Source organism: Streptomyces rubellus, from assembly GCF_036323805.1.
In the GTDB taxonomy this organism is placed as follows: Bacteria; Actinomycetota; Actinomycetes; order Streptomycetales; family Streptomycetaceae; genus Streptomyces.
Genome location: NZ_JAZDCX010000026.1, coordinates 1 through 24,024, shown reverse-complemented (window position 1 = coordinate 24,024; position 24,024 = coordinate 1). Strand labels below are relative to the sequence as shown.

Here is a 24,024-nt window from a genome sequence, read left to right as displayed (position 1 = left end):
GAGCACGGCACCGGCCACGCGACGGCCCTCCGGCCGACCGCGCCCCGTCCGGACCTACCTCCTCCTACACAGCCAGGCTGGGACCGCCCGCCCCCGCTGTCCTGCGCTCCTGGGCCGTTCGGGCTATGCACGGCCGCCGGCCGCCGGCCGGGCCCGGCCGCCCGGCTCTCCTGGCGGCGGCCGGCGGGGCGTGCTAACTTCTTGGTCATACGCCCAATGCGAACGCCCAATACGAGTGACCGGGCGGCCAGGACGACCGCCCAGGAGGTGCCGGGAGATGACGCCCACCGCGGCCGAGCGCGGCCAGGAGACCCGGACGCGTCTGCTCGACGCCGCCGCCCGGCTGATCGTCGAGGAGGGCTGGGGCGCCGTGACCACGCGGAAGGTCGCCGACCGCGCCGGGCTGCGGCCGGGTCTGGTGCACTACCACTTCCACACCGTCACCGACCTGCTGATCGACGCCTCCCTGGAGTCCGCCCGGCGCGAGGTCCGGGGGGCCCTGGAGGCGGTACGGTCCACCGGCGCGGCGGCGGGCCTCGATCTGCTGCTGGAGGCGGTGGCGGAGTACTCCCCCGAGGACCCCGGCACGATCCTGTTCACCGAGATGCTGCTGGCCGCCCGGCGCCACGAGCGGCTGCGCGCGGGCATGGCGGAGCTGCTGCGCGAGTGGCGCACCGCCGTGGCCGACTGGCTGCGCGCCGCGGGCCGATGCCCGGACCCGGAGGCCACCGCGGTGCTGCTGGGCGCCGCCCTGGACAGCCTGGTGCTGCACCGCATGATCGACCCGGAGCTGGTCGCCGTCCCGGTCTCCGGCCCGCTGCGGCGTCTCGTGGGCGCCCCCGCCTCCGCCCCGCGGACCGGTCCGCCCGAGAGCCCCGCCGCCCCCACCGGCCCCCCGGGTGGGGGCGGCGGCTGACCGCCCGGGCGCGCCCTCGGCGTTCCGTCCCGCCCGCCGACGGGTGCCGCGCCGCGCGGCGGGACACGACCGGTGCACCCGAGGAACGACCCCGAGGAGAGACATGGCCCAGACAGCACAAGCGCGCGGCGGAGCCCGGCTGCGCAAGGTGTCCAAGACCTACGGCGCCGGTGAGGCCGCCGTGACGGCGCTGCGCGACGTCGACCTGGACGTCGAGCCCGGCGAGATGGTGGTGATCCTCGGCCCGAGCGGCTCCGGCAAGACCACCCTGCTGAACGTCATCGGCGGCATCGAGGCGGCTGACGGCGGGGAGCTGGAGGTCGCCGGGGAGACCCTGACCGGACGGCCGCCGAACTCGCTCGCCGGGTTCCGCCGTGACCGGGTCAGCTTCGTGTTCCAGTTCTTCAACCTGGTGCCGACGCTGACGGCGCGGGAGAACGCCGAGGTGATCGTCGAGCTGACCGGGCGCGGGGACCGGGCCCGTGTCCCGGAACTGCTCACGGCGGCCGGGCTGGCCGACCGCATGGACCACTTCCCCGCCCAGCTCTCCGGCGGCCAGCAGCAGCGGGTGGCGATAGCCCGGGCCCTGGCCACCGATCCCGACCTGGTGCTGGCGGACGAGCCGACCGGCGCCCTGGACACGGCCACCGGCAAGTCCGTCCTGCGGCTGCTCCAGGAGACCAACCGGCAGGGCCGCGGCGTGGTGATGGTGACGCACAACGCCTCGGTCGCGGCGATGGCCCATCTGGTGGTCTCCATGAAGGACGGCCGGGTGGAGTCCGTGGAGCGCAACGCCTCACCCGCCGACGTCTCCGCCGTGAGCTGGTGACCGGCGTGCCGCGGATCCTGTCCACCAAGACCCGGCGGGACATCCGCCGCCGGCTGGCCCAGTTCGCCGCGATCGCGACGACCGTGCTGGTCGGCGTGCTGCTGTTCACCGCCAGCTACGACGCCTACCGCAACCTCGGCGAGTCCTACGAACGCACCTACGACCGGCTGCACTTCGCCGACCTCACCGCCACCGGCGGCGATCCGGAGCGGATCGCCGGCGCCGTGCGGGACGCCGAGGGCGTCGCGGGCGTGACGGTGCGCACCGAGGCCCGGGTCCCGATGCGCGTCGGCGACGACAAGCTCCTCGGCCGGGTCACCGGACTGCCCGCGGACGGGCGGCCCGAGGTGGGCCGGGTGGACGTGATCGACGGGCGCGGCCTGTCCCCCGGCGACCCCGGCGGGGTGCTGGTGGAGCGCCACGCCGCCGACACCTTCGGACTGTCCCCCGGCGACCCGCTCCGCGTCTTCGACGGCTCCGGCTGGCGGACCCTGACCGTGCGGGGCACGGTGGTCTCCCCGGAGTACCTGTGGCCCGCGTACACCCGGCAGGAGGTGCTGATCGACCCGCACTCCTTCGCGGTGCTGTTCGCGCCCGAGGCCACCGCCCGCGAACTGGCGGGCGACGGCTCCCGGCAGACCCTCGTGGAACTGACCGACACCGTGCGCGGCGGCCCGGCGGCCGACCGGATCGCGGACCGGCTGCGCGAGGCCGGCGCGGTGGACGTCATGCCGCGCGCCGACCAGCCGTCGAGCGCCACCCTCAAGGAGGACCTCAAGGGCTTCGAGCAGCTCGCCGTGGCCTTCCCGGTGCTGTTCCTGTCGGCGGCGGCCGTCGCGGCGTACGTCCTGATCACCCGGCTGGTGCTCTCCGAACGGAAGATCATCGCCACCTTCCTGGCCGCGGGCGCGCCGCGCGGCACCGTGGTGCGCCACTACCTGGGCCACGGCGTCCTGGCCGGTACGGCGGGTGCCGTGCTCGGGGCGGCGCTGGGCACGGCCGCCACCGCCGGGGTGTCCCACGCCTACACCTCGGCGCTGGACATCCCCGACACGGTGGTGCAGACCCGCCCGGGCGTGCTGGTCACCGGCCTGTTCTTCGGTGTTCTGGTGGGCCTGGCCGGCGGCATCGCGCCCGCGCTGGCCGCCTCCCGGGCCGCTCCCGCGGAGGCGATGCGCGGCGACGCCGGCACCCCGAGGGCCCCCGGGCGCTGGGGCCGGGCGGTGGCCCGGGCCCGCCGGCTCCCGGTGGTGCTGCGGATGGCCCTGCGCGAGCTGACCCGCAGCCGGCGCCGCACCCTGGCCACCATGACGGGCACCGTGCTCGCGCTGATCCTGACGCTCTCCTCGGTCGGCATGATCACCAGCATGGTTTCCCTGCTGGACGTGCAGTTCGGCACGGTGCAGCGGCAGGACGCCACGGTGGTGGCCGATCCGCGCGCGGGGGACCTGACGGAACGGCTGGGCGAGGTGGAGTCCGTGGCCCGGGTCGAGGCGATCACCACGGTGCCGGTGACCGCGTCGGCGGACGGACACTCCTACCCCACCACCCTGACGGGGTACCGCCCCGACACCGTCATGCACGGCTTCCGCACCGGGGACGGCGGCACCCGGGAGCTGCCCGGGGAGGGCGTCCTGGCCGGACAGGCGCTCGCCGACCGGCTGGGCGTCTCGGTCGGTGACACCCTCACGGTGCACACGCCGGGCGGCGCGGAACGGGCGCGGCTGGCCGGGCTGCTCGACGAGCCGATCGGCACCGAGCTGTACGCCACCCGGGACACCGTCGCCTCCCTGACCGGGCTGGAGGCCAACGGCTACCAGCTCCGCTTCGAGGACGGCGTCACCGGGGACGAGCGGGACGAGGCGCGCTCAGCGGTCACCGCCCTGGACGGCGTGGTGGCGTACACCGACGAGCAGGCCCTGCGGCGGCAGATCGACCGCTTCCTCGGCCTGTTCTGGATCTTCGTCGGGGTGATGCTGGTCCTCGGCGGGATCCTGGCCCTGACGGTCATCTACGTGACGATGACCGTCAACGTGGCCGAACGCACCAACGAGCTGGCCACCCTGCGGGCGGCGGGGGTGCCCCTGCGCCGGATCGCCAAGATCCTGGCCGTCGAGAACCTCACCGCCACCCTGCTGGCGGTCCCGGCTGGGCTGGCGCTCGGCGCGGTCGCCGCCCGGGAGTCCCTGCGCGCCTTCGACAGCGACATGTTCACGGTCGAACTCTCGATGGGCTGGCCGGTGCTGGCCGCCGCCGTGGCGGCCGTCCTGGCGGCGTCGCTGCTCTCCCAGGTGCCGGCGGTGCGCATGGTGCGGCGCCTGGACCTGGCCCGGGTCGTACGGGAGCGGGCCCAGTAGCCGGGCGGCGGGCCGAGGCGGGCCCCGGACGGAACGCGTACCGCTCCGCCCCCCGGACCTGCCGGTCCGGAGGGCGGGGCGGTACGCGGAGGGGGGAGGGAGGGGTGGCGCGTCAGAAGACCGGACCGCGGTGCTCCAGCAGTTCGTTGAGGGTGTGCTGGATGGTGTCCCGCACCTCGCCCGCCAGCTTCTCCACCACCTTCTCGTCGTCGGCGGCGCCGGCGGGGAAGCCGTCGGTGGTCACCGGCTCGCCGAAGCGGATCGTCCACCTCGTCGGGAGCGGCACCAGGCCCAGCACGCCCAGCAGGGGGAAGGTGGGGGTGATCGGGAAGTACGGCAGGCGCAGCAGCCGGGCGAGGGTGCGGGACTCGCCGATCATCGGGTAGATCTCCTCCGCGCCGACGACGGAGCACGGCACCATCGGCCGCCCGGTGCGCAGCGCGACCCGCGCGAAGCCCCCGCTGCCGAAGCGCTGGAGCCGGTAGCGCTCCTCGTAGGGCTTGCCCAGGCCCTTGTAGCCCTCGGGCATCACACCCACCAGCTCGCCCTCGTCGAGCAGCCGGACGGCGTTCTCGGGGCAGGCGCGCACATGCCCCGCCCGGCGGGCGAGGTCGCGGAGCACCGGGAGGGAGAAGGCCAGGTCGGCGGCGAGCAGCCGAAGCCTGCGGCGCGCGGCGTGCCGGTCGCGGACCGCCACCTGGAGCATCAGGGCGTCCAGGGGCAGGGTGCCGGAGTGGTTCGCCACCACCAGCGCGCCCCCGGAGTCGGGGATGTTCTCCAGCCCCTCCACCTCGACCCGGAAGTACTTCTCGCACAGGGGGCGCAGGGCGGGGAGGATCACCTCGTCGGTCAGCCCGGGGTCGAAGCCGAAGTCGTCCACGGCGCCCTCGCCGGAGGTGACGCGTTCGAGGACTTCGGCGCCTCTCGCCAGGAGTTCCCTGCCCACCTCGGCCAGCGGGGAGAGCCGCTCCGCGGCCTGCGGGCCGCCCGCTCCCCGCGCGCCCGCCGTACCGCCGCCGGGCCGGCCGCCGGGGTGGCCGCCGCCGTCGTGGTGTCCGAACGGCCTCTGCTCCTGGAACACGTCTGCTGTCTCCTCGGTGTGTCGTTGTCCGGCGGTCGGCGCGCCCGGTACCGAGGAGCCGGCCGCGGTGCGTCAGTACACGAACGGAATGAACTTGGCCGTTCTGGCCGAGTACTCCTCGAACGCCTCGCCGTACCGCTCGGCGAGGTACTTGTCGAGCATGGGGATGTTCAGGAAGACGAACATGCACGCCATGATCAACGGGATGGCGAAGGCCCAGACCGTACCGGTCACCAGCGCGAAACCGGTGAACAGGACCGTGTCGCCGAAGTAGTTGACGTGCATGGAGTACCTGAACAGCCCTCCGGTGTAGAGCCTGCCCTTGTTCTCCGGCCGCTGCTTCCAGAGCTTGCGCTGGTACTCCGAGCCCGTGTTGAGCCAGGAGCCGACCGCGTAGAGCACCACGCCCAGCCAGACGAGGAAGCCCGGGGAGGCGGTGTTGGTGCCGCCGAAGTACGCCATGGTGCCGTGGATGACCACGACCCAGGCGCCGACGGTCGCCGCCTCGGACCACTCCATCTTCCGCTTCAGCATGACGAAGGTCGTCGCGACGAACCGCAGCAGGTAGATCGCCGACAGGCTCACCAGGAGGACCCGGCGGAGCGTGTCGGCCCGCTCGAGGTCGGTTCCGAACCAGTCCCCCACCGTGTCCGTTCCGCCGAGGAGGAGGAACCAGGCGACACCGGCGACCGCGAGCGCGTTGCACGCGGTCACCAGGAGCTTGGGGCCGGTCGAGGGATCGTGTCGGCCGTACATGGGCCACTCTCGCTTTCTGCGCCTTCTTCTGCGCCTTCCCCCCGTTCACGGACAGCTCTTCGGGAAGCGGTACCGGTCAGCCGACCACCTTCCTCCCCGCCCCGGTCCTGGCCCCGGTCCCGCCGTCCGCGGCCCCGCCGGAGCCGTTGGAGCCACCGGTCCCGTTGGAGCCGTTGGAGCCGTCCGCCGTCCGGCCCGCGGCGCTCCTCCCGCGTCCGCCGCCCGCGGCCGTCCGGGCCGCGGTCCGGCGGGCGGGCCGCCCCGCGGGCTCGGGCCCGGGCCCGGACGACTCGGCGGGCTCGCTCCCGGTCTCCCCTGTCTGCCCGGCCTCCTGCATGAGCCTGGCGCGCATCGCCAGGTACTTGGCGTTCATCTCGTCGACCGGGATGAACTTGTTGATGCCGCCCGCGCTGATCTTGGGCTCCTGGCGCTCCATGATCCGCACGTCCTGGGGGTCCTGTACCCACTTCTCCATGTACAGGGAGGCCCAGGGCAGGACCCGCCGCAGCTTCTCGAACCGCAGGATCGGCTTGACCTGCGGATACTCGTACCAGCGCAGGATGTGCTCGGTGTGCCCGTCGTCGATGGGAACCAGCCACGAGGTCGTCTCGAACTGCTCGGTCCTCACGTGCACCATGCACGGGAACGTGAAGGTGATCTCGTAGTGGGTGGTGTTGGCGGGGTCGTCCTCCTGGCAGTGGTCGAAGGAGTACCGGATGGTCTGGCCCTCGGTCTCCACCCGGTGGTTGGCGATCTTGGTGGCGGCGAGGTAGCGCTCCCGGCCGTCCAGCCCGAGCTTGCTCGGCGTCCCGTACAGCAGCAGGTAGTCGATGTAGTTGAACCAGTGGTCCCGGTGCACGTAGGTCACGTGGTAGAACTCGAGCAGGCTCTCGATGTAGCGGGTGTAGTGGACCGGGCGGGTCCACCGCTTCGTCGCGTAGACCTTGGGATTGCCGGTGACCTCCCGGGGGACCGGCAGGTCCGGCAGGACGTCGCGCTCCTCGCCCCACCACATCCACACCAGCCCGAACCGCTCGCGCACCGGGTGGGTGGGGACGCGCAGCGAGCCGGGGACGCGCGCCCCGGAGCCCAGGGCCGGGACCGCCCGGCACGCGCCGTCGGAGCCGTAGCGGAAGCCGTGGTAGGGGCACTCGATGGAGTCGCCCTTCATCCGGCCGTCGGCCAGGTTGGCGCCCTTGTGGGGGCAGCGGGCGCCCTGGCAGACGAGGTTGCCCTCGACGTCGCGCCAGAGCACGAGTTCCTCGCCGAAGCGGCGGACCCCGGTGGGGCTGTCGTTGCCGACCTCCTCCGGCTGGAGGATCGGATACCACTGGTTGCGGATCATCGGTCGTCTCTCCTCATCGTCTCCCACCGGGGCCGGCGGGGGATTGCGGCGTCTTCGGGGTTGGCCGACTTCCCCGGCCCTCGGCTGTCGGCCGTCGGTCCTCGGTCCGGCCGTTCAGCCCTCGACGACCTCGACCACACCGGTGTCGCCGTCGACCACGACCAGGTCGCCGGTCCGGATGCGCTGGGTCGCGTGCTTGGTGTTGACCACCGACGGCACGTTGAACTCGCGGGACACGATCGAGCTGTGCGAGAGCATGGAGCCGATGTCGGTGACGACCCCGCCGGCCACGGCGAACAGCGGTGTCCAGGAGGCGTCCGTGTACCGGGTGACCAGGATCTCCCCGGCCTGGAACTCGTCGGCCTGCCACACCAGGTCCTCCACGATGCGGGCGCGGCCGACGATCCGGCCCGGACTCGACCCGAGCCCCTCCAGCCGGGCACCGTCCGGCACCGGCCGCACCGCCTGGGTGACGTCGTGCTCGCCGATGAAGGTCAGCGGCGGCTCCGGCAGGCGCTTGTGGTACTCGTGCAGCCGCCGTGCCTCGTCGATCCGGCCGCGGCCGAAGATCTCGCGGGCGTCGGCGCCAGTGGCCAGATAGCTCCGCACGTCCTCGAAGTCCAGGTGGGCGACCTCGTCCAGCGAGTGCAGCACCCCGGCGTCCACCAGTCGGCGGCCGACCTCGTAGACCACGTTGCGCACCAGCCAGATGGAGGTGATCATCGCCATCCGGGTGGCCTCGCGCAGCTCGCTGCACAGGGCGTACAGGGAGATGACCGTCTCGATGGTGCGGCGCTTGGCCGCCGGCAGCCGCTCCAGCACCTTCCGGGCCTCGCCGGTGTCGCCGCCGCCCCGTCCGAAGGCGTCCTCGAAAGTACCTTCGGCAGTGCCGTCGGCCGCGTAGCGCCGGATCATCTGGAAGAGGTAGCCCGGGTCGTCGATCCACCGCGGGTGGGTGAGCTCCATCTCCTGCCGGCCGCGGGTGCCGTTCATGCGCAGGAACGGCTCCATGTGCAGCTCCCAGAACGCCCGGCCCTCCTCGTCGGCGCGGAGCGCGGCCTCGATGCCCTCCAGCGGCTCCTCCTCGATGATCCGCAGGGCGCGCGGCATGCGCCGGGCGGCCTGGGCCACCGCCCAGATCTCCCGGGCCGACTCCACGGTCCGCAGCGTCGACATGTCCGTCTTGATGCGGTTCTGGAGGTTGACGCCGTCCTCGCCCAGCCATCGCGCGCACAGCTCGGTCAGGACGCCGTAGAAGCCGAAGGCGTTGATGTAGTAGGGCATGTAGCCCACGTGCATGTCGTGGAAGTAGCCCAGGTGGCGGTTCAGTTCGGTGTGCAGCTCGCGCCGGCTCAGCCGGGTGTGGTCCAGTCGGCGGGCGCGGTCGAACTCGTACAGCCGGGAGGAGACCATCTTCTCGGCGCGGCTTCTCGTCCGGGCGACCTCGGCGGCCGTGTACTTCAGCCAGACCGCCGTCGAGAGCGCGTCCTCCACACCGCCGGGGAAGGTGCCGAACGGGTTCCGGTAGGCGGCCAGGTCCACCTCCTCGCTGACGAAGCGGCTGGTGAAGTGGCGCTGGTCCCGGGTGGGCAGGCACTGGCCGAGCAGATGGGCGGTGTAGGAGATGTTGAGGTAGACGTGCCCCTGGAGGTACCCCATGTGCCGGTCGGCGTCGCCGGTGACGCGGACGCCGAGCGCGGCGGCGCAGTCCGTGTGGACGTGCTTCTGGTAGTACCGGGCGAAGCTCAGGCCCAGCGGTGTCATCAGCCCGACGAAGATCTCGCCGATGTCCATCCGGGACCACAACGTGCCCTGCCGGATCTCCGCGGGCTGCTCGGTGACGTACGGGCTGTGCCGGTCCGCCCGCCCGGCGCCGTCCGGGGCGGGCCGGGTGGTGACGGGGCGGGTCTGGAAGAGGTGGAGGACGCCGTCCCGCAGGCCCCACTCGATGTCCTGCTCGGTGCCTCCGTAGTGGGAGCGCACCCGCAGGGCCAGTCCGGCCAGTTCGCGCAGCTGCTCCCCCGTCAGACAGGGCACGTCGCGCGCGGCGGGGTCCACCTTCGTCATACCGATCCGGCCGGGCTCGACCGGCGCGCACTTGGTGACCTTGTAGCGGACCCGCTCCTCGACCACCTCCAGGGTGCGGTCGTCGACGGCGAAGAAGTCGCTGGAGACCCGGCCGGAAACCAGGCCCTCCCCCAGGCCCTGGCAGGCCTCCACCACCATGCGGTGCGGCCGGCCGCCGACCGGGTCCACGGTGAACAGCACACCGCTGATGTCGGAGTGGATCATCTCCTGGACCACCACGGCGATCGCCCCGGGTTCGGCGCCGTCCTCGCGGTAGGCCGCGGCCCGGTCGGACCACAGCGAGGCCCAGCAGCGCCGTACCGCCTCCAGCAGCGCCTCGTTCCCGCCGACGTCCAGGACGGTGTCGTGCTGCCCGGCGAAGGACTGGTCCACGGAGTCCTCCCACAGCGCGGAGGAGCGGACCGCCACCCGGGGGCTCCCCAGCCGCTCGTAGGCGGCCAGCACGGCCCCGGCGACCGGGCCGGGCAGCTCGGTGGCGAGGATCTTCTCGCGGATCACCCGGGGCTCGGCGGTACGGACCTGCGCGGCCAGGCCCGTTTCGCGCAGGAAGTCCTCGAAGAGGCCGGTGGTGAGGCAGAAGGCGGGCGGGACCGGCAGCCCGGCCCCGATCAGCTCGGCGAGCCGGGCGGCCTTGCCGCCCAGGACCGCCGGATCGGCCGGGTCCTTCCCCAGAACGACGACGTGCTCGGAGCGGGACGCCCCGGCCGCCGGGTCCTCGACATGCTGTGTCATGGTCGGTGCCTCCTCGGCGGTCAGAGCTGTGCGGCGGGCGGGTTGGTGCCGGTGAAGGCGTGGAACTGCTCGCCGGGGACGATCCGGTCCGCCCGGACGTCGGTGAAGCCGGCGCGCTCCAGTTGGTCGGTGAGCTCGTCCTCGCGGGGCAGCGGACCGCCGAAGTCGGCGTAGGTGAACCAGAGGTTGAGCACCTCCAGGCCGATGTGGCCGCCCCGGCACGAGGTGGTGAGCAGCAGCCTCCCGCCCGGCGCCAGCAGGGCGCGGGCCCGCTCCAGCACCTCGACCCGCTCCTCGGGGGCGAAGTAGTAGATGTTGTTGTGCAGGGTGACGAGGTCGAAGCGGGGCTGGAGGTCGAGGGTGCGCAGGTCGCCCTGCCGGGTCTCCACCCTCTCGGCGAGCCCCCAGGCGGCCATGTTCTTGGCGGCCCGGTCGGCGACCTCCGGCTGGAGGTCGATCGCGAGGGCGGTCAGCCGCGGGTTCAGCCGCGCGGCGTGCCGTACGTACACGCCGCTGCCGCAGCCGATCTCCAGCAGGTGGACGGGGGTGGTGGTGTCCAGGGTGCGCTCGACGGCCTCCTCGACGAAGGACCGCACGACCAGGCTGGAGCGGGCGATGACCGAGCCGTCCTGGTCGCCGAGCGAGAAGCGCCGCCCCTCCCGCAGCATGCGCGGGCCGTCGAGCAGGACCGGCAGGTGGAAGCGCATGACCTCCTCCAGGGCCGCGGCGACGGCGTCGTTGTCGGCCCGGGCGAGCGTCTTCGCCGCCGTGCTCCGCAGCCGGTAGCAGCCCTCCCGGCGGTCGAACTCGCCGAGCTGGACGCCGATGTCCAGCCAGGCGCGCAGCAGTTGACGGTCGCCGCCCTCGATCTCCAGCCGCTCGGCCAGGGTGTCCAGGTCGCAGGGGCGGGTGGCGAGCGGGCGCAGTATCCCCGCGCCGGCCGCGGAGGCCAGGAAGGCGGCCCGGTACAGCGGGGTGATCAGCCCCTTGGACAGCGCCAGCAGCAGCGGTGTCCGCCGGTCGCCGAGGACCTTGGCCACGGTGCGGGCCTGGGTCAGGGGGCCCTCTACGCGGTCCACGACGTTCTGGGCCAGGCTCAGTATGTCCACGATGGGTTCCTCTGCGGTGTGGCGTGCGGCGGGGTGGGTGGTGTGGCGCGGGACGCGGTGGGCGGGGCGAACGCGGCGGGCGGTTCCGGCGGGCTCTCCGGGCCGGAGCCGGGGCCGGGGCCGAACCGGTCGGTCTCGGACCGCAGTTCGCGCAGCAGCCGGAGCCGCGGCGCCTCCCTCAGCAGGAAGAAGTGGCCGCCCGGCAGGTGCCGGCGCAGGAACGAGCCCGTGGTGTACGCGCGCCACGCCTCCACCTCGCCGGGGCCGGCGAGGGGGTCGTCGGATGCCGAGAAGGCGGTCATGGGGCAGCCGAGCGGGCCGCGCGGCCGCCACCGGTAGGTGTCGCAGACGGTGAGGTCGGCGCGGAGCACCGGCAGCCGGCGCTCCAGGTAGGCGCCGCCGACGCCACCGGGGTCCGTACCGCCCAGACCGCCGAGGTCCCGGACGAAACGCCGCAGTCCGTCGTCGGCGAGGGCGTGGTCCGCCCGGTCGCCGTACAGGTGCGGCGCCCGGCTGCCGGAGACGAACAGGTGCCGGGGACCGGGCTCGCCCCGCTCGCGCAGCACACAGGCCACCTCGTAGGCCAGCAGGGCGCCCATGCTGTGCCCGAACAGCGCGTAACCGCCGGGCCGCCCGGTGATCCCGTGCGCGGTCAGCGCGGTGGCGAGGTCGGCGGCCAGCGGCACCATCCGGGTGTACGGCGCCTCGTGCAGCCGCAGCCCCCGGCCCGGCAGCAGCACCGGCACGACCCGGACGCGGTCGCCGAGGTGCCCGTCCCAGCCGCGGTACGCCGACGGTGTGCCGCCCGCGTACGGGAGGCAGACCAGCCGCGTCCGGGCGGCATCCGGCGCGGCGGCGACCGGTGTCACCGGCGCCGCCGGCCCGGCTCCGGGCGGGCCGGCCGGCGGGAACCAGGGGCCCGGCCCGGCAGGTGCCTCAGCGCTTGACATGCCTGCGCCCCTCGGGGGTGTCCAGCCAGGCCAGGGTGCGGCGCATGCCCTCCTCGAAGTCCACCTCGCTCTTCATCCCGAAGTCCTCGCGCGCCCGGTCGGCGGGGTACGACTGGTCGCGGTCGAGGAGGTGGACGGCGTGCCGGGTGAGGACCGGCCGCGCGGAGATACGCAGCGCGCCGTAGAGCTTCTCGGAGACGACCGCCACGGTGGTCGCCACCGGGGTGGGCAGGCTCAGCCGCGGCGGGCGGGTGCCCAGCCCGCGGGCGAGGGCCCCGACGTACTCGCGCCAGGTGGTGAGGTCCGGATCGCGCAGGTTGTACGCCCGCCCGGCGGTCAGCGGGGAGGTGCAGGCGTCGATCATCGCGTCGGCCGCGTTATCCGCGTACAGCAGTCCGGCCGGGGCCCGGCCCTGGCGGACGTGGACCATCTGCCCGCTCAGAAGCAGGTTCGCGATCTCGATCACGAAGTCCTTGCTGCCGGGCCCGTAGACCGACACCGGGCGGACGACGGTCACCGGTACGCCGGTGCGGCAGGACGCCTCCCGCACCGCGCGCTCGCCGAGGATCTTGCTGCGGTTGTAGGGCAGCCCGGTGTCCCGCAGCGGGGCGCTCTCGTCGCAGGGCCGCACCGGGTACCCGTAGACGTCGGTGGTGCTGACGTGCAGGACGCGTTCGACGGTGCCCGCGTGGTGGGCGGCCTCGACGACGTTGCGGGCGCCGTCCTCGTTGACCCGCCGGAACCGCTCCCAGGGGCCCCAGTCGGCGGACACGCCCGCGCAGTTGTAGACGTACCGCACGCCCTCGGCGGCCCGGCGCACGTCGGCGGGGTCGGTGAGGTCGCCGACGACGGTCTCGGGCCCGGGCTCGGCGCCGGCCAGACCGGTGAGGTCGCTGTCCGCGCGGACCAGGGCCCGGACCCGGTACCCGCGCCCGGTCAGCCGGCGGACCAGATGCCCGCCGAGGAAGCCGCTGGCGCCGGTCACCAGCACCTCGGGGCCCGGGGACCCCGAGGGGCCGGGGGCGGGGGAGGGGAAGGGGGAGGGTGAGGGCGGGGATGGGGCCGGGGGTGCCGGAATGCTGCCGTTGGTCGCCATGTGTCACACCAGGAGGTCGAGGGCGCGGTCGAGGTCGGCTTCGTCGTGGTCGTGGTTGACGAAGAAGCGCAGGCGGCACTTGTCCCGCTCCACGGCGGGATAGCCGATCGGCATCACGTTGACGCCCTGCTCCAGCAGGGAGTTGGAGAGCGCCATGGTCCTCCCCCAGTCGCCGGTGATCACGGGGACGACCGCCGAGAGCCGGGAGACCCCGATGTCCAGGCCGCGAGCCCGGGCTCCGGCGCGGAAGTGGTCGGACAGCTCCCGCACCCGCGTCACGCGCTCCGGCTCGTCCCGGATGACGCGGAACGCCTCCAGCGCCGCCGCCGTGTTGGCGGGGGAGATGCCGGTGCTGAAGATGTGCAGCGGGGCGGTGAACTTGAGGTACTCGATGAGCGGGCCGCGGGCCGCGATGTAGCCGCCCAGGCTGCCGATGGCCTTGCTGAGCGTGCCCATCCACAGGTCCACGTCGGCGGGGTCGGTGCCGAAGTGCTCCCCGATGCCGCGCCCGGTGGCGCCGAGCACCCCGATCGAGTGCGCCTCGTCGATCATGAGCATGGCTCGGTGGCGCCTCTTGACCTCGATGAACCGGGGCAGGTCGGGGATGTCGCCGTCCTGGCTGTACGCACCCTCGACCACGACGAGCGCGCGGCGGTGCCGGGTGCGCATGGCGCCGAGGATCCGGTCCAGGGCCGCCCAGTCGTTGTGCGGGAAGGGCCGGCGCCGGGCGCCGGAGAGCATGCAGCCGCGCACGGTGCTGTCGTGGATCCACTCGTCGTGGACGATGAGGTCCTCCGGGCCGAAGAGATGGCCCACGGTCGCCACGTTGGTGGCATGCCCCCCGGCGAAGACGATCGCGCCCTCGGTGCCGAGGAACGAGGCGATCTCGGTGTCGAGTTCGTGGTGCAGCGGGGTCTCGCCGAACAGCAGCGGGGTCGCCGAGCTGGAGGTGCCGTAACGGTCGATGGCCGCCTTGGCCGCCCGGCGGACCCTCGGATGGTGGGAGAGGGCCAGGTAGTTGAAGGCGGCGAAGTTGAGGACCTCCCGGCCGTTCAGCCGGGCGCGGCCGGAGTTGAAGCCCTCGTGGACGCGCCCGTAGGGGTTGGCGCCGTCGGCGCCCGCCTGCCGCAGCCGGCCCTGGAGCTCCGCGTACTCGGCCCACTCCTCGAACTCGTACTCCATGCGCACCGGCGGCTCGGCGGGCACGGGAGCGGGGGCGGATGGCGCCTCCGGCCACGGGGTGCGGGGCTGCGCGGCCATGGGGGCTCCGGTGGTCTCGGGGTCGGTCTCGGGCAACGGAGCGGTCTCGGTGAGGCGGTCGGTCAGGTCGCCGACGGTGGGGTCCTCGGGGAGGTCCCGGCGCAGCCGCGCCACCCGGTCGGGGAACCGCGCGGCGATACGGCGTTCGAGATCGACCCGCATCAGGGAGTCGAAGCCGAGGTCCGCGCCGAGGCGGGCGTACGGCGGAAGCTGCTCCACGGGGAAGCCGCTCACCCGGGCGACGAGGCCGAGGACGGCGTGGCGCACCGTGCCCGCGCCGGCCGGGGCGGGCACGGAAGCAGCCGGGACCGCCGGGTCGGTGGCGGGCCGGGCGTACGGCTCGGTGTGCTGCCCGGCGGGGCCGGCCGGCCGGGGCGGGGTGAACCAGTACGACCGCCGCTCGAAGACCGCGTGCGGCACGGGAACCCGCTCGCGCGGCCGGTCCTCGTCCAGCGCGGCCCAGTCCACCTCGCCGCCCGCGCAGTGCAGCCGGCCCAGCGACTGCAGGAGCGTGGCCCAGTCGTCTCCCCCGCGGCGCAGCGACGGCAGCCACAGCGGCGCCGGGCTCCCGGCACCGGGCCCGCCGTCCCGCTCACCCCCGTCCCCGGTGCCGTCCTCGGCCGCGGCGGTCATGAGCCGTCCGAAGCCGAGCAGGGTGGAGTGCGGTCCGATCTCCACGAAGGTGTCGCAGCCCATGCGGCGCAGGGCGGCGAAGCCGTCGGCGAACCGCACGGTGCCGAGCAGGTGCTCGACCCAGTGGTCGGCGCCGATCCGCCGGACCCGCTCCCCGGTGGCGTCGGAGATCCACGCCACGCGCGGCTCGGCGTGGACGGCGGAGCGCGCCGCGGCCAGCAGCGGCGGCGCCGCCCCGGCCATCAGCTTGGAGTGGAAGGCGTGCGAGACCTCCAGCGGCTTCACGGTGATCCGCTGACCGGTGAGCGTCTCGCGCAGCGCGTCGATCTCCTCCCGCTCCCCGGAGAGCACCAGGTGGCCGGGGGTGTTGACGGCGGCGACCGCGACCGAGGCGAAGCCCGCCGCGGCGGCGCGGACCGTCCCGGCGTCCCCGGTGCAGGCGATCATCGCGCCGTCCCCGGGCTGGGCGGCCATGTGCCGGCCCCGTTCGGCGGCCAGGGTGAGGGCGTCCTCGAAGGAGAGCACCCCCGCCACGCAGGCCGCGCCGAGCGCGCCGACGCTGTGGCCGAGCACGGCGTCCGGCCGTACTCCGGCGGACGCCCACAGCTCGGCGAGCGCCACCTCCAGGGCCACCAGGGCCGGCTGGCAGTAGCGGGTGCTCCGCAGCCGCTCGGCGCCGGAGTCGTCGAACAGCAGGCCGAGCAGCGAGGTGTCCAGCAGCGGCCGGAGCACCTCGTCCGCCCGGTCCAGGACGCGGGCCGCCCCGGCGTGCGTCTCGTACAGGTCCCGGCCCATGCCCGGGTACTGGCTGCCCTGGCCGCTGAAGAGGAAGGCGGTCCGGCGGACCGGGCCGCCCGCGGCGTGGCCGCGGACCACGGCGGTGGTGGGCCCGCCCCGCACCAGCGCCTCCAGCCCGGCGTCGAGCTCGGCGGCCGACCGGCCGGTGACGACGGCGCGGTGCGCCAGCTGGGCCCGGCCGGTGTTCGCCGAGTGGCACAGGTCGGCCGGGGGGACGCCGGGGCGGCTCGCCAGATGCGTCCGGTACTCCCCCGCCAGCGCCGTGAGCGCCGTGGGCGTGTGCGCCGACAGGCACAGGGCGTGCACCCGCCGGTCGGGCCGCGCGGCGGGGTCCGGCTCCGGCCGGGCGGGCCGCTCCGGCGCGGCCTCCAGGACCGCGTGGGCGTTGGCGCCGCCGAAGCCGAAGGAGCTGACCCCGGCCCGCGCGGTGCCGCCGCCCGGCAGCGGACGGCACCGGATGGGCACCTCCAGGCCCGAACCCTCCCAGGTCATGCGGTGGTTGGGGGTGCGCAGGTGCAGCAGCGGAGGCACCTGCCGGTGCCGTACGACGAGGGCGGCCTTGATCAGTCCGGCGATGCCCGCGGCCGCCTCCAGATGGCCGATGCTGGTCTTCACCGAGCCGACCAGGCAGGGCTCCGCGCCGTCCCGGCCGCGCCCGTAGACCTCGGTCAGGGCCTCCCACTCGACGGGGTCGCCCAGCGAGGTGCCGGTGCCGTGGGCCTCGACGTAGCCGATCTGCCCGGCCGTCAGGCCCGCCCGGTCCAGGGCCCGGGTCAGCACCGCGCGCTGCGCGGCGCCCCGGGGCGCGGTCAGCCCGTTGCCGCGTCCGCCGTGGGCGACGGCCGTCCCCCGGATCACCGCATGGACGCGGTCGCCGTCGGCGAGCGCGGCGGACAGCGGCTTGAGGAGGACCAGACCGGCGCCCTCGCCGCGCGCGTACCCGTCGGCGGCGTCGTCGAAGGTGCGGCAGCGCCCGCCGGGGGCGAGCATCCCGCCCTCGGCGAAGGCCACGGTGAGGCCCGGGGTGGCCATCAGGTTGACGCCACCCGCGAGGGCCGTGCCGCACTCCCCGTCACGCAGGCTGCGGCAGGCCAGGTGGACGGCCACCAGGGAGGAGGAGCAGGCCGTGTCCACGGCCAGGCTGGGGCCGCGCAGGTCCAGCAGGTAGGAGACGCGGTTGGCGGCGACCGACAGGGCGTTGCCGGTGGCGCTGTGGACGTCGACGGTGTCGAGGTGGCCCATCTGCAGGTCGGCGTAGTCGTGGCTGCTGATGCCGACGAAGACCCCGGTGTCGCCGCCCGCCAGGCTCGTCGGCGCGGTGCCGGCGTCCTCCAGGGTCCGCCAGGCGGTCTCCAGGAGCAGTCGCTGCTGCGGGTCCATGCGTTCGGCCTCGCGCGCGGAGATCCCGAAGAACCGGGCGTCGAACTCGTCCACGCCCTCGACGAACCCGCCGTGGCGGGGCGCCCGCACCCGCTCGGGGTCCCAGCGGCCCGGCGGCACCTCGCCGACGGCGTCGCGGCCGTCGGTCAGCAGCCGCCAGTAGCTCTCCGGGTCGGGGGCGCCGGGGAAGCGGCAGCCCATGCCGATGATCGCGATCGGCTCGTCGGCCCCTGCGCCACCGGTTCCGGCGCCACCGGTGCCGACCGCGGGCGCCGGGGCGGGCACGGCGGCGGGCACGGCCGTGGGCCGGGGTTCCGCCGGGGCTGCGAGGCGGGCGGCCAGGGCGCGGACGGTCGGATGGTCGAAGACCACCCCCGGGGTCAGCGGGGTGCCCAGCCAGGAGCCGAGTTCGGCGGCGACGGCGACCGCCTGCCTGGAGTCGAGCCCCAGGGAGGTGAAGGGCACGGTGGGGTCGATCGCTCCGGCGGACAGCCCGAGGCGGTCCGCGATCCGGTCGGTCAGCCAGGCCTCGACGGCGGCCGCGCCCACGCGGTACCGCCGGGCACCGGGGGTGCCGGCGGACGCGCCGCCGGGGGCGCCCGCCTCCGGCCGGGTCCGCTCGTACAACTGCCCGGCCAGCGCGTCGGCGGTCGGGGTGACCAACAGGTCCCCGACGGAGACCCGGACGTCCAGCAGCCGCTCCAGCTCGGCCACGGCCCTCAGCAGCCGCGGGTAGTCCAGACTCAGCTCGGCGAACGTACGGCCGGAGGTCTCCCCGGCCGCCCCGGAGTTCCCGGCGTCCCCCGGCACCGCGCCGGTGAGCACCCGGGCGACGGTCCCGGCGATCTCCTCCCGGCTCCGGCCCGCGGCCGGGCCGGCGGTGCGGGCGGGGTGCTCCGGCGTCTCCCGGAGCACCCCGGCGGCCACCACCGGCAGCGCCAGGTCAAGGAAGTCCTGGCGGCAGGCCCGGCGCCGGATCTTGCCGCTGGTGGTCCTGGGCACCCCGGACCTGCGGACCAGGACGACGGCGTGCGGTGTGACCTCGTGCTCCTCGGTGATCGCGGTGCGCAGCCGCGCCAGCAGGTCCCCGACGGGGATCCGGTCGTCCAGGCGGCGTCCCTCGATCTCGTGGACGACCACCAGCTCCTCGGCGCCCTCCACCTGGACCCCGAAGGCGGCGCCGGCACCCGGCCGGACCACCCGGTGGGCCCGCTCCGCGGTGAGCTCGATGTCGTGGGGGTAGTGGTTGCGGCCCTGGACGATGACGACGTCCTTGGTGCGGCCGACGACATGCAGCCGGTCCTCGCGCAGGAAGCCCAGGTCGCCGGTGCGCAGCCAGGTGGTGCCGGGCCCGTCACCACCGCCGTCGGCGCCGCTGCCGCCGTCGTCGTTCCGGAGCCGGGCGCCGAAGGTCTCCTCGGTGGCGTCGGGCCGCCGCCAGTAGCCCCTGGCCACGCTCGGCCCGGCGACCCAGATCTCACCGATCCGCCCCTCGCCGGCGACCCGGCGCCGGGTGGCGGGGTCCACGATCGCGGTCTCGACGCCGTCCACGGCCGTACCGCAGTCGACGACACGGGTGGTCCGCCCGGCGCCGGGCTCGGCGGGCTCGGCGGTGCCCGCCTCCAGCGCGCCGGAGGCGAACGTCCCGGCGGCGGGCGGCTCGTGGGCGTCCGTGCCGGTCACCATCAGCGTCGCCTCGGCCAGCCCGTAGCAGGGCAGCAGTGCCCGGCGGTCGAAGCCGCAGGGCGCGAAGTACTCGGCGAAGCGCTCCAGGGTGTCGGCGCGCACCGGCTCGGCGCCGTTGAGCGCCAGCCGCCAGGCGCTCAGGTCCAGGGCGCCGCGCTGCTCGGGGGTGATCCTGCGGACGCAGTGCTCGAAGCCGAAGTTGGGCGCGACGCTGGTGGACGCGCCGGTCCGGGAGAGCGTCTCCAGCCACCGCAACGGCTGCGCGAGGAAGGTCAGGGGCGACATCAGATGGGCGGGGAAGCCGCCGTACAGCGGCGTCAGGATGCCGCCGATGAGTCCCATGTCGTGGTACGGCGGCAGCCACGACACCATCGCGGAGTCGCGGTCGTGCGCCAGCCGCAGATGGATCGAGCGGAGGTTGTGGAGCAGGTTGGCGTGGCCGACCATGACGCCCTTGGGCGTGGCGGTCGAACCGGAGGTGTACTGGAGGAACGCCAGGCAGCCGCCGGTGGTGCCCGGGTCGCGCCAGGCGTCCGGGTCGCGGTCGGCCGCGGGAACGCGGTCGGTGACCGTCCAGCGCAGTCCGCCCAGCCCGAGCGCCTCGGCCTCCGCGCGCCGGCCGGCGACGGAGCGGGCGACCTTCTCGGTGGTCAGGGCGTGGGTAGCCCCCGAGTCCCGGGCGATGGCCGCCAGCCGCGGCACGGTCCGGTCGAAGCGCGCGGTGTCCGGCGGGTAGGCGGGCACGGCGACGGCGCCCGCGTACAGGCAGCCGAGGAAGGCCGCGACGTAGTCCAGACCCGGGGGGTGGAGCAGCAGGACGGGGCGGCCCGCCAGGTGCTCGCGCTGCAGCAGGACGGCGACGGTGCGGGCCCGCAGGTCGAGTTCGCGGTAGGTCCAGGACTCCTCGGCCCCGTCGTGCCCGGTCAGGAAGCGGTAGGCGAGCTCGTCGGGGCGGTGTTCGAGGTGGTGCCGCAGGACCGCGGTGACGGTCTCGGGTTCCCCTCCCCGCCACAGGACCTCGATCGGATCTGGTGTCATGTGCGTCTCCGTCACTTGCCGGTCAGGGCCCGCGGGCGCCGGCCCGCCGCGGCCGCTTCGGCGGCCTCGTCGGCCAGTCGGCGGTAGTCGGTCTTGCCGTTGGCGTTGTGCGGCAGCTCGGCCAGGCGCACGGCGGTACGCGGGAGCATGTAGGGCGGCAGGTGGCGGGCGCAGTGCCGCTTGAGGGCGAGCAGGCCGGGCGCGTCGGCGCCGTCGCGGACGGTGTAGTAGAGGGCGATCCGCGGGTCGTCGCCCCCGGCGACCACGGCCGCCGCGGTCTCGACCGCCGGGTGCCGCAGCGCCGCGGCCTCGATCTCGCCCAGTTCGACGCGGTAGCCGGAGAGCTTGACCATGCGGTCCCGGCGCCCCCGGTAGACCAGCCCGCCGTCCTCCCGGCTCACCAGGTCGCCGGTGGCGTGGCGGCCCAGGTGGTGCCCGGCGGCGGCCGACTCCGTCTCGCGCCGCCAGTAGCCGGGGGTGACGCAGTCGCCCTCGACGACCAGCTCGCCGATCGCCCCGGGCCCCTCGGCGGGACGCCCGTCCTCGCCGGTGACCGTGAGCCGCGCACCGGGCAGCGGCCCGCCGATCGGCACCGGCCGGTCGTTCGCGAGGTCCTCGGGACGGACCCGGTGGTAGGTGCAGACGTTGGTCTCGGTCGGGCCGTAGAGGTTGTAGAGGGAGGTTTCGGCGGGCAGCAGCGCCGCCAGGGCGCGCAGTTGCGGCACGGGGAAGACCTCGCCCGCGAAGAGCACGTGGCGCAGGGTGCGGGTGGCCCGGGGGGTGAGCGCGCCGGAGACCGTCAGCAGGTTGAGCACCGAGGGCACCGAGTACCAGACGGTGACGCCGTGCTCGCGGACGCCCGCGGCCAGGGCCGCCACGTCGCGCGTCCGGTCGTCGGGGACGATCCACACCGCGGCGCCGGACGACAGCCCGGCGAACAGGTCGAAGGTGCTCAGGTCGAAGTTGAACGACGCGTGGTTGGCCAGGACGTCCCCGGGGCCGAGGGCGAGCTCGGCGCGGGCCCAGCGGATGAAGGCCGCCAGGTTCCGGTAGGTGATCCGCACGCCCTTGGGGGTGCCGGTCGATCCCGAGGTGTAGAGGAGGGCGGCGAGGTCGTCGCGGCCGGGTGCCGGTCCGGCGGTGCGGCCGGCGGTGCGGTCCGTGAGGGCGTCCCAGGTGCGGACGGGCACCGGGACGGGTGCGGTCCCGCGCTCCGGCGCCGTACCGGCGGGCCCGGCGTCCGGTCCGGCGTCCGGTTCCGGGTCCACGAGGACGACCGCCCGGACCGACGCGGGCAGGCCCGCCCCGGCCAGCGGGCCCAGCCGGGTCCGGTCGGTGAACACCACGGCCGGCTCGGCGTCCGCCAGGATGGTGCCCACCCGGTCCGGCGGCTGGCGGCCGTCCAGGGGCACGTACGCGCACCCGGCCCGCAGGGCGGCCAGGACGGCCCCGGCGTAGCGCGGCTGCTTGTCCGTCCAGACGGCGACGCGGTCGCCGGGTACGGCGCCCAGCTCCGCCAGGGCGGCGGCGAGCGCCACGACCTCCCCGGCGAGTTCCCCGTAGGTCACGGTCCGCTCGCCCACGAACGCCGGACGGACGGCCTGTCCGTCCGGCAGCCGCGCGGGGAGCCGGATCAGGGCCACGTCATCGGGGTCGTCGGGCTCGCCGCCGGGGGCGTACGCGCCGGGGCGGCCGGTCTGCTGCCTGGTCACCGGCCTCACCCCGCCGACGGCAGGACGCCGACCTCGCGGGCGGCGTCGACGAAGATCCCGGCCGCCTCCGCCAGGTCCTGGCGGGTGTGCTCGCAGGTGACGCTGACCCGCAGCCGGGCGTCGCCCAGCGGCACCCCGGGGAAGACGACGGTCTGGCAGTACAGCCCGCGGGCGCGTACGGCCCGGCCCATCTCCATCGCGGCCCGCTCGTCGCCGACGACCACGGGGAGGATGGCGCTCCGGGTGTTCTCCAGATCGAACCCGGCGTCGGTCAGCAGGCCGTGCAGCAGGCGGATGTTGTCCCACAGCCGCTCGATCCGCTCCGGCTCGGACTCGATCACGTCGATCGAGGCGATGAGCCCGGCCGCCACCCCGGCGGGGATGTTCGCGGCGAAGACGTAGGAGTTGGAGTAGTGGCGCAGGTACTCGACGACCTCCTCCTCGCCGACGACGAAGCCGCCCATGCCGGCGAGGGTCTTGCTCATGGTGCCGAGTTCGAGGTCCACCGCCCCCTTGAGGCCGAAGTGCTCGGCCGTGCCGGAGCCGCGCCGGCCCAGCACCCCGGTGGCGTGGGCGTCGTCGATCATCACCCGCGCGCCGTACTCCCGGGCCAGGCGGACGATCTCGGGAAGGTCGCAGATGTCGCCGTGCATGCTGAACACGCCGTCGGCGACGATGAGCCTGCCCGTGGGCCGGTCCGCGCAGCGCGCCAGGACGCGCTCCAGGTCGGCCATGTCGTTGTGCCGGTAGATCCGGCGCTCGGCGCCGGAGAGCTTGCCGCCGTCGAGGATGCTCATGTGGTTGAGCCTGTCGGTGATCAGCGTGTCGTAGCTCTTGACCAGCGCGGAGATGGCGCCGAGGTTGGCCGCGTAACCGCCGGGATAGACGATGCAGGCCGGGCGCTGCTTGAAGGCGGCCAGCCGCCGCTCCAGCTCCTTGTGCAGGGTGTTGGTGCCGCCGATGAAGCGGGAGCCGGTGTGGGTGGCGCCGTAGGTGCGGGTGGCCTCGCAGATCGCCTCGACCACCTTCGGGTGGTTGGCCAGGCCCAGGTAGTTGTTGGAGGCGAACATCAGGAACTCGCGCTCGCGCCCGGTGAGTTCGTCGAAGATCACGGCCCGGTTCCCGCAGCGGGAGCGCAGCGGCATGCCGTACCAGTAGAGCCGGTCCCGCCTGCGCCGCCGCAGATAGGCGCCGAAGCTGCGGGTCTTGGCGAAGAGGTCGGGGTCGCGCTCCTCCATGAAGTCCTTCATGGAGCGGCTGTCCCAGGAGTCCTCGCCGTACGGCTCCGGCGGTACGGCACCGGGCTCCGCGCCGGTGTCCGCGCCGGTCCCCGGCCGGACGGGGACGACCCCCGCGGTCCCGGTGAGGTGGGGACGGAGCTCCTCGGCCAGGGTCCGCAGGGTGGTCGCCGTCACGCCGCCCGCCACGTCCGCGGCCAGGCCGAGGGCGTCGGCGGTGTCGGCGACGATCGAGGTCAGCACCACGGAGTCGATGCCCAGTTCGCTCTCGAAGTCGGCGTCCGGCCCGAGCTGGTGCCGCTGGTACCGGGTGTGGTGCATGGCCTGGGCGACCAGGGTCTCCAACAGGACGTCGCCGTCCGGGCCCGGCACGGTGTCCGGCGCGGTGCCCGATGTGGTGTCCGGCACGGTGCCGAGCGCCTCCTCGACCGCCTCGGCCAGTTCGCGGATCGTGGTCAGCCCGCCGGGCAGCGGCCCGGCGAGGGCGAAGTGCTCGCGCACCGTCTCCAGGATCGACTCGAAGACGACCGAGTCGATGCCCAGCTCGCCCTCGAAGTCGCTCTCCGGCAGCAGGTAGGACTCGTCGTACAGGGTGCGCGAGGCGATGATGTCCACCACCTGCCGGTGGACGTCCTTGGTCTCCCCGGCAGCGGTGCCGGCCGGGGTGCCGGCTGCCCGGTCCGCCGCGGTCTCCTCCGCCGTGTGCGTCATCGGACGGCCCCCTCCTTCCGCAGGCGCTCGACGAGGCCGGTGATCGCCTCGACCGTCCGGAAGTTCGCCGGGGTGATCTCGTGCAGCGGCACGGTGACCCGGAACGTCTCCTGGAGGTAGTGCACGAGGTCGAAGATCCCGGCCGAGTCGACGATGTTGAGCTCGGTGATGGGGACCTGCGCGTCCAGCCCGTCGGCGTCGCCGTCCAGCCAGACGTCGGCGATGTGGTTGATGATGGACTGCTGAGTGCTCATGGGCTTCCTGGGCTCGGCCGCCGGGGCGGTGGTCATGAGGAGGTGGCGGGGGTGC

Annotated in this window: 14 protein-coding genes; 3 read left to right on the top strand and 11 right to left on the bottom strand. The window is 74.5% G+C overall.

Annotation, left to right across the window (positions count from 1 at the left end; all coding sequences use genetic code 11):
* The first annotated feature begins 277 nt into the window (after positions 1-277).
* The 3 genes from V1L54_RS24655 to V1L54_RS24645 all read left to right on the top strand — a co-directional run bounded on the left by V1L54_RS24655 (position 278) and on the right by V1L54_RS24645 (position 4,102).
* Complete coding sequence (locus V1L54_RS24655) at positions 278-916, top strand: TetR/AcrR family transcriptional regulator (protein ID WP_330120315.1); 639 nt, start codon at positions 278-280, stop codon at positions 914-916.
* 103 nt (positions 917-1,019) lie between these two features.
* Positions 1,020-1,745 carry an ABC transporter ATP-binding protein gene (locus V1L54_RS24650; RefSeq protein ID WP_330120314.1) on the top strand — a complete coding sequence of 242 codons (726 nt, stop codon included), beginning with the start codon at positions 1,020-1,022 and terminating at the stop codon, positions 1,743-1,745.
* 5 nt (positions 1,746-1,750) lie between these two features.
* Positions 1,751-4,102, top strand: coding sequence for an ABC transporter permease (locus V1L54_RS24645; RefSeq protein ID WP_330120313.1), 2,352 nt, complete (start codon positions 1,751-1,753; stop codon positions 4,100-4,102).
* A gap of 112 nt (positions 4,103-4,214) precedes the next feature.
* On the opposite strand, the gene V1L54_RS24640 is transcribed toward V1L54_RS24645, so the two are convergent.
* From V1L54_RS24640 to V1L54_RS24590, 11 genes are all read right to left on the bottom strand, one after another.
* Complete coding sequence (locus V1L54_RS24640) at positions 4,215-5,183, bottom strand: lysophospholipid acyltransferase family protein (protein WP_443076780.1); 969 nt, start codon at positions 5,181-5,183, stop codon at positions 4,215-4,217.
* 72 nt (positions 5,184-5,255) lie between these two features.
* Positions 5,256-5,939 carry a DUF1295 domain-containing protein gene (locus V1L54_RS24635; protein WP_330120312.1) on the bottom strand — a complete coding sequence of 228 codons (684 nt, stop codon included), beginning with the start codon at positions 5,937-5,939 and terminating at the stop codon, positions 5,256-5,258.
* Between the two features lie 76 nt (positions 5,940-6,015).
* Positions 6,016-7,284, bottom strand: a complete 1,269-nt coding sequence (locus V1L54_RS24630) for a Rieske 2Fe-2S domain-containing protein (protein WP_330120311.1) — start codon at positions 7,282-7,284, stop codon at positions 6,016-6,018.
* Between the two features lie 114 nt (positions 7,285-7,398).
* On the bottom strand, positions 7,399-10,104 hold the full coding sequence (gene redH, locus V1L54_RS24625) for an undecylprodigiosin ligase RedH (protein ID WP_330120310.1): 2,706 nt from the start codon (positions 10,102-10,104) through the stop codon (positions 7,399-7,401).
* A gap of 20 nt (positions 10,105-10,124) precedes the next feature.
* On the bottom strand, positions 10,125-11,213 hold the full coding sequence (locus V1L54_RS24620) for an SAM-dependent methyltransferase (RefSeq protein ID WP_330120309.1): 1,089 nt from the start codon (positions 11,211-11,213) through the stop codon (positions 10,125-10,127).
* The gene (locus V1L54_RS24615; RefSeq protein ID WP_330120308.1) at positions 11,201-12,082 is read right to left on the bottom strand and encodes a thioesterase II family protein; all 882 of its coding nucleotides are present in this window, start codon (positions 12,080-12,082) and stop codon (positions 11,201-11,203) included. Before V1L54_RS24615 ends, V1L54_RS24620 begins: the two co-directional genes overlap by 13 nt.
* A gap of 67 nt (positions 12,083-12,149) precedes the next feature.
* On the bottom strand, positions 12,150-13,148 hold the full coding sequence (locus V1L54_RS24610) for an NAD-dependent epimerase/dehydratase family protein (protein ID WP_330120307.1): 999 nt from the start codon (positions 13,146-13,148) through the stop codon (positions 12,150-12,152).
* Between the two features lie 114 nt (positions 13,149-13,262).
* Complete coding sequence (locus V1L54_RS24605; protein WP_330120306.1) at positions 13,263-20,054, bottom strand: aminotransferase class I/II-fold pyridoxal phosphate-dependent enzyme; 6,792 nt, start codon at positions 20,052-20,054, stop codon at positions 13,263-13,265.
* 11 nt (positions 20,055-20,065) lie between these two features.
* The gene (locus V1L54_RS24600; RefSeq protein WP_330120305.1) at positions 20,066-21,766 is read right to left on the bottom strand and encodes an amino acid adenylation domain-containing protein; all 1,701 of its coding nucleotides are present in this window, start codon (positions 21,764-21,766) and stop codon (positions 20,066-20,068) included.
* A gap of 5 nt (positions 21,767-21,771) precedes the next feature.
* On the bottom strand, positions 21,772-23,715 hold the full coding sequence (locus V1L54_RS24595) for an aminotransferase class I/II-fold pyridoxal phosphate-dependent enzyme (protein WP_330120304.1): 1,944 nt from the start codon (positions 23,713-23,715) through the stop codon (positions 21,772-21,774).
* Positions 23,712-24,024 (bottom strand): acyl carrier protein (locus V1L54_RS24590; RefSeq protein WP_330120303.1); only part of this gene is annotated, 313 nt, incomplete at its 5' end. The genes V1L54_RS24590 and V1L54_RS24595, both read right to left, overlap by 4 nt.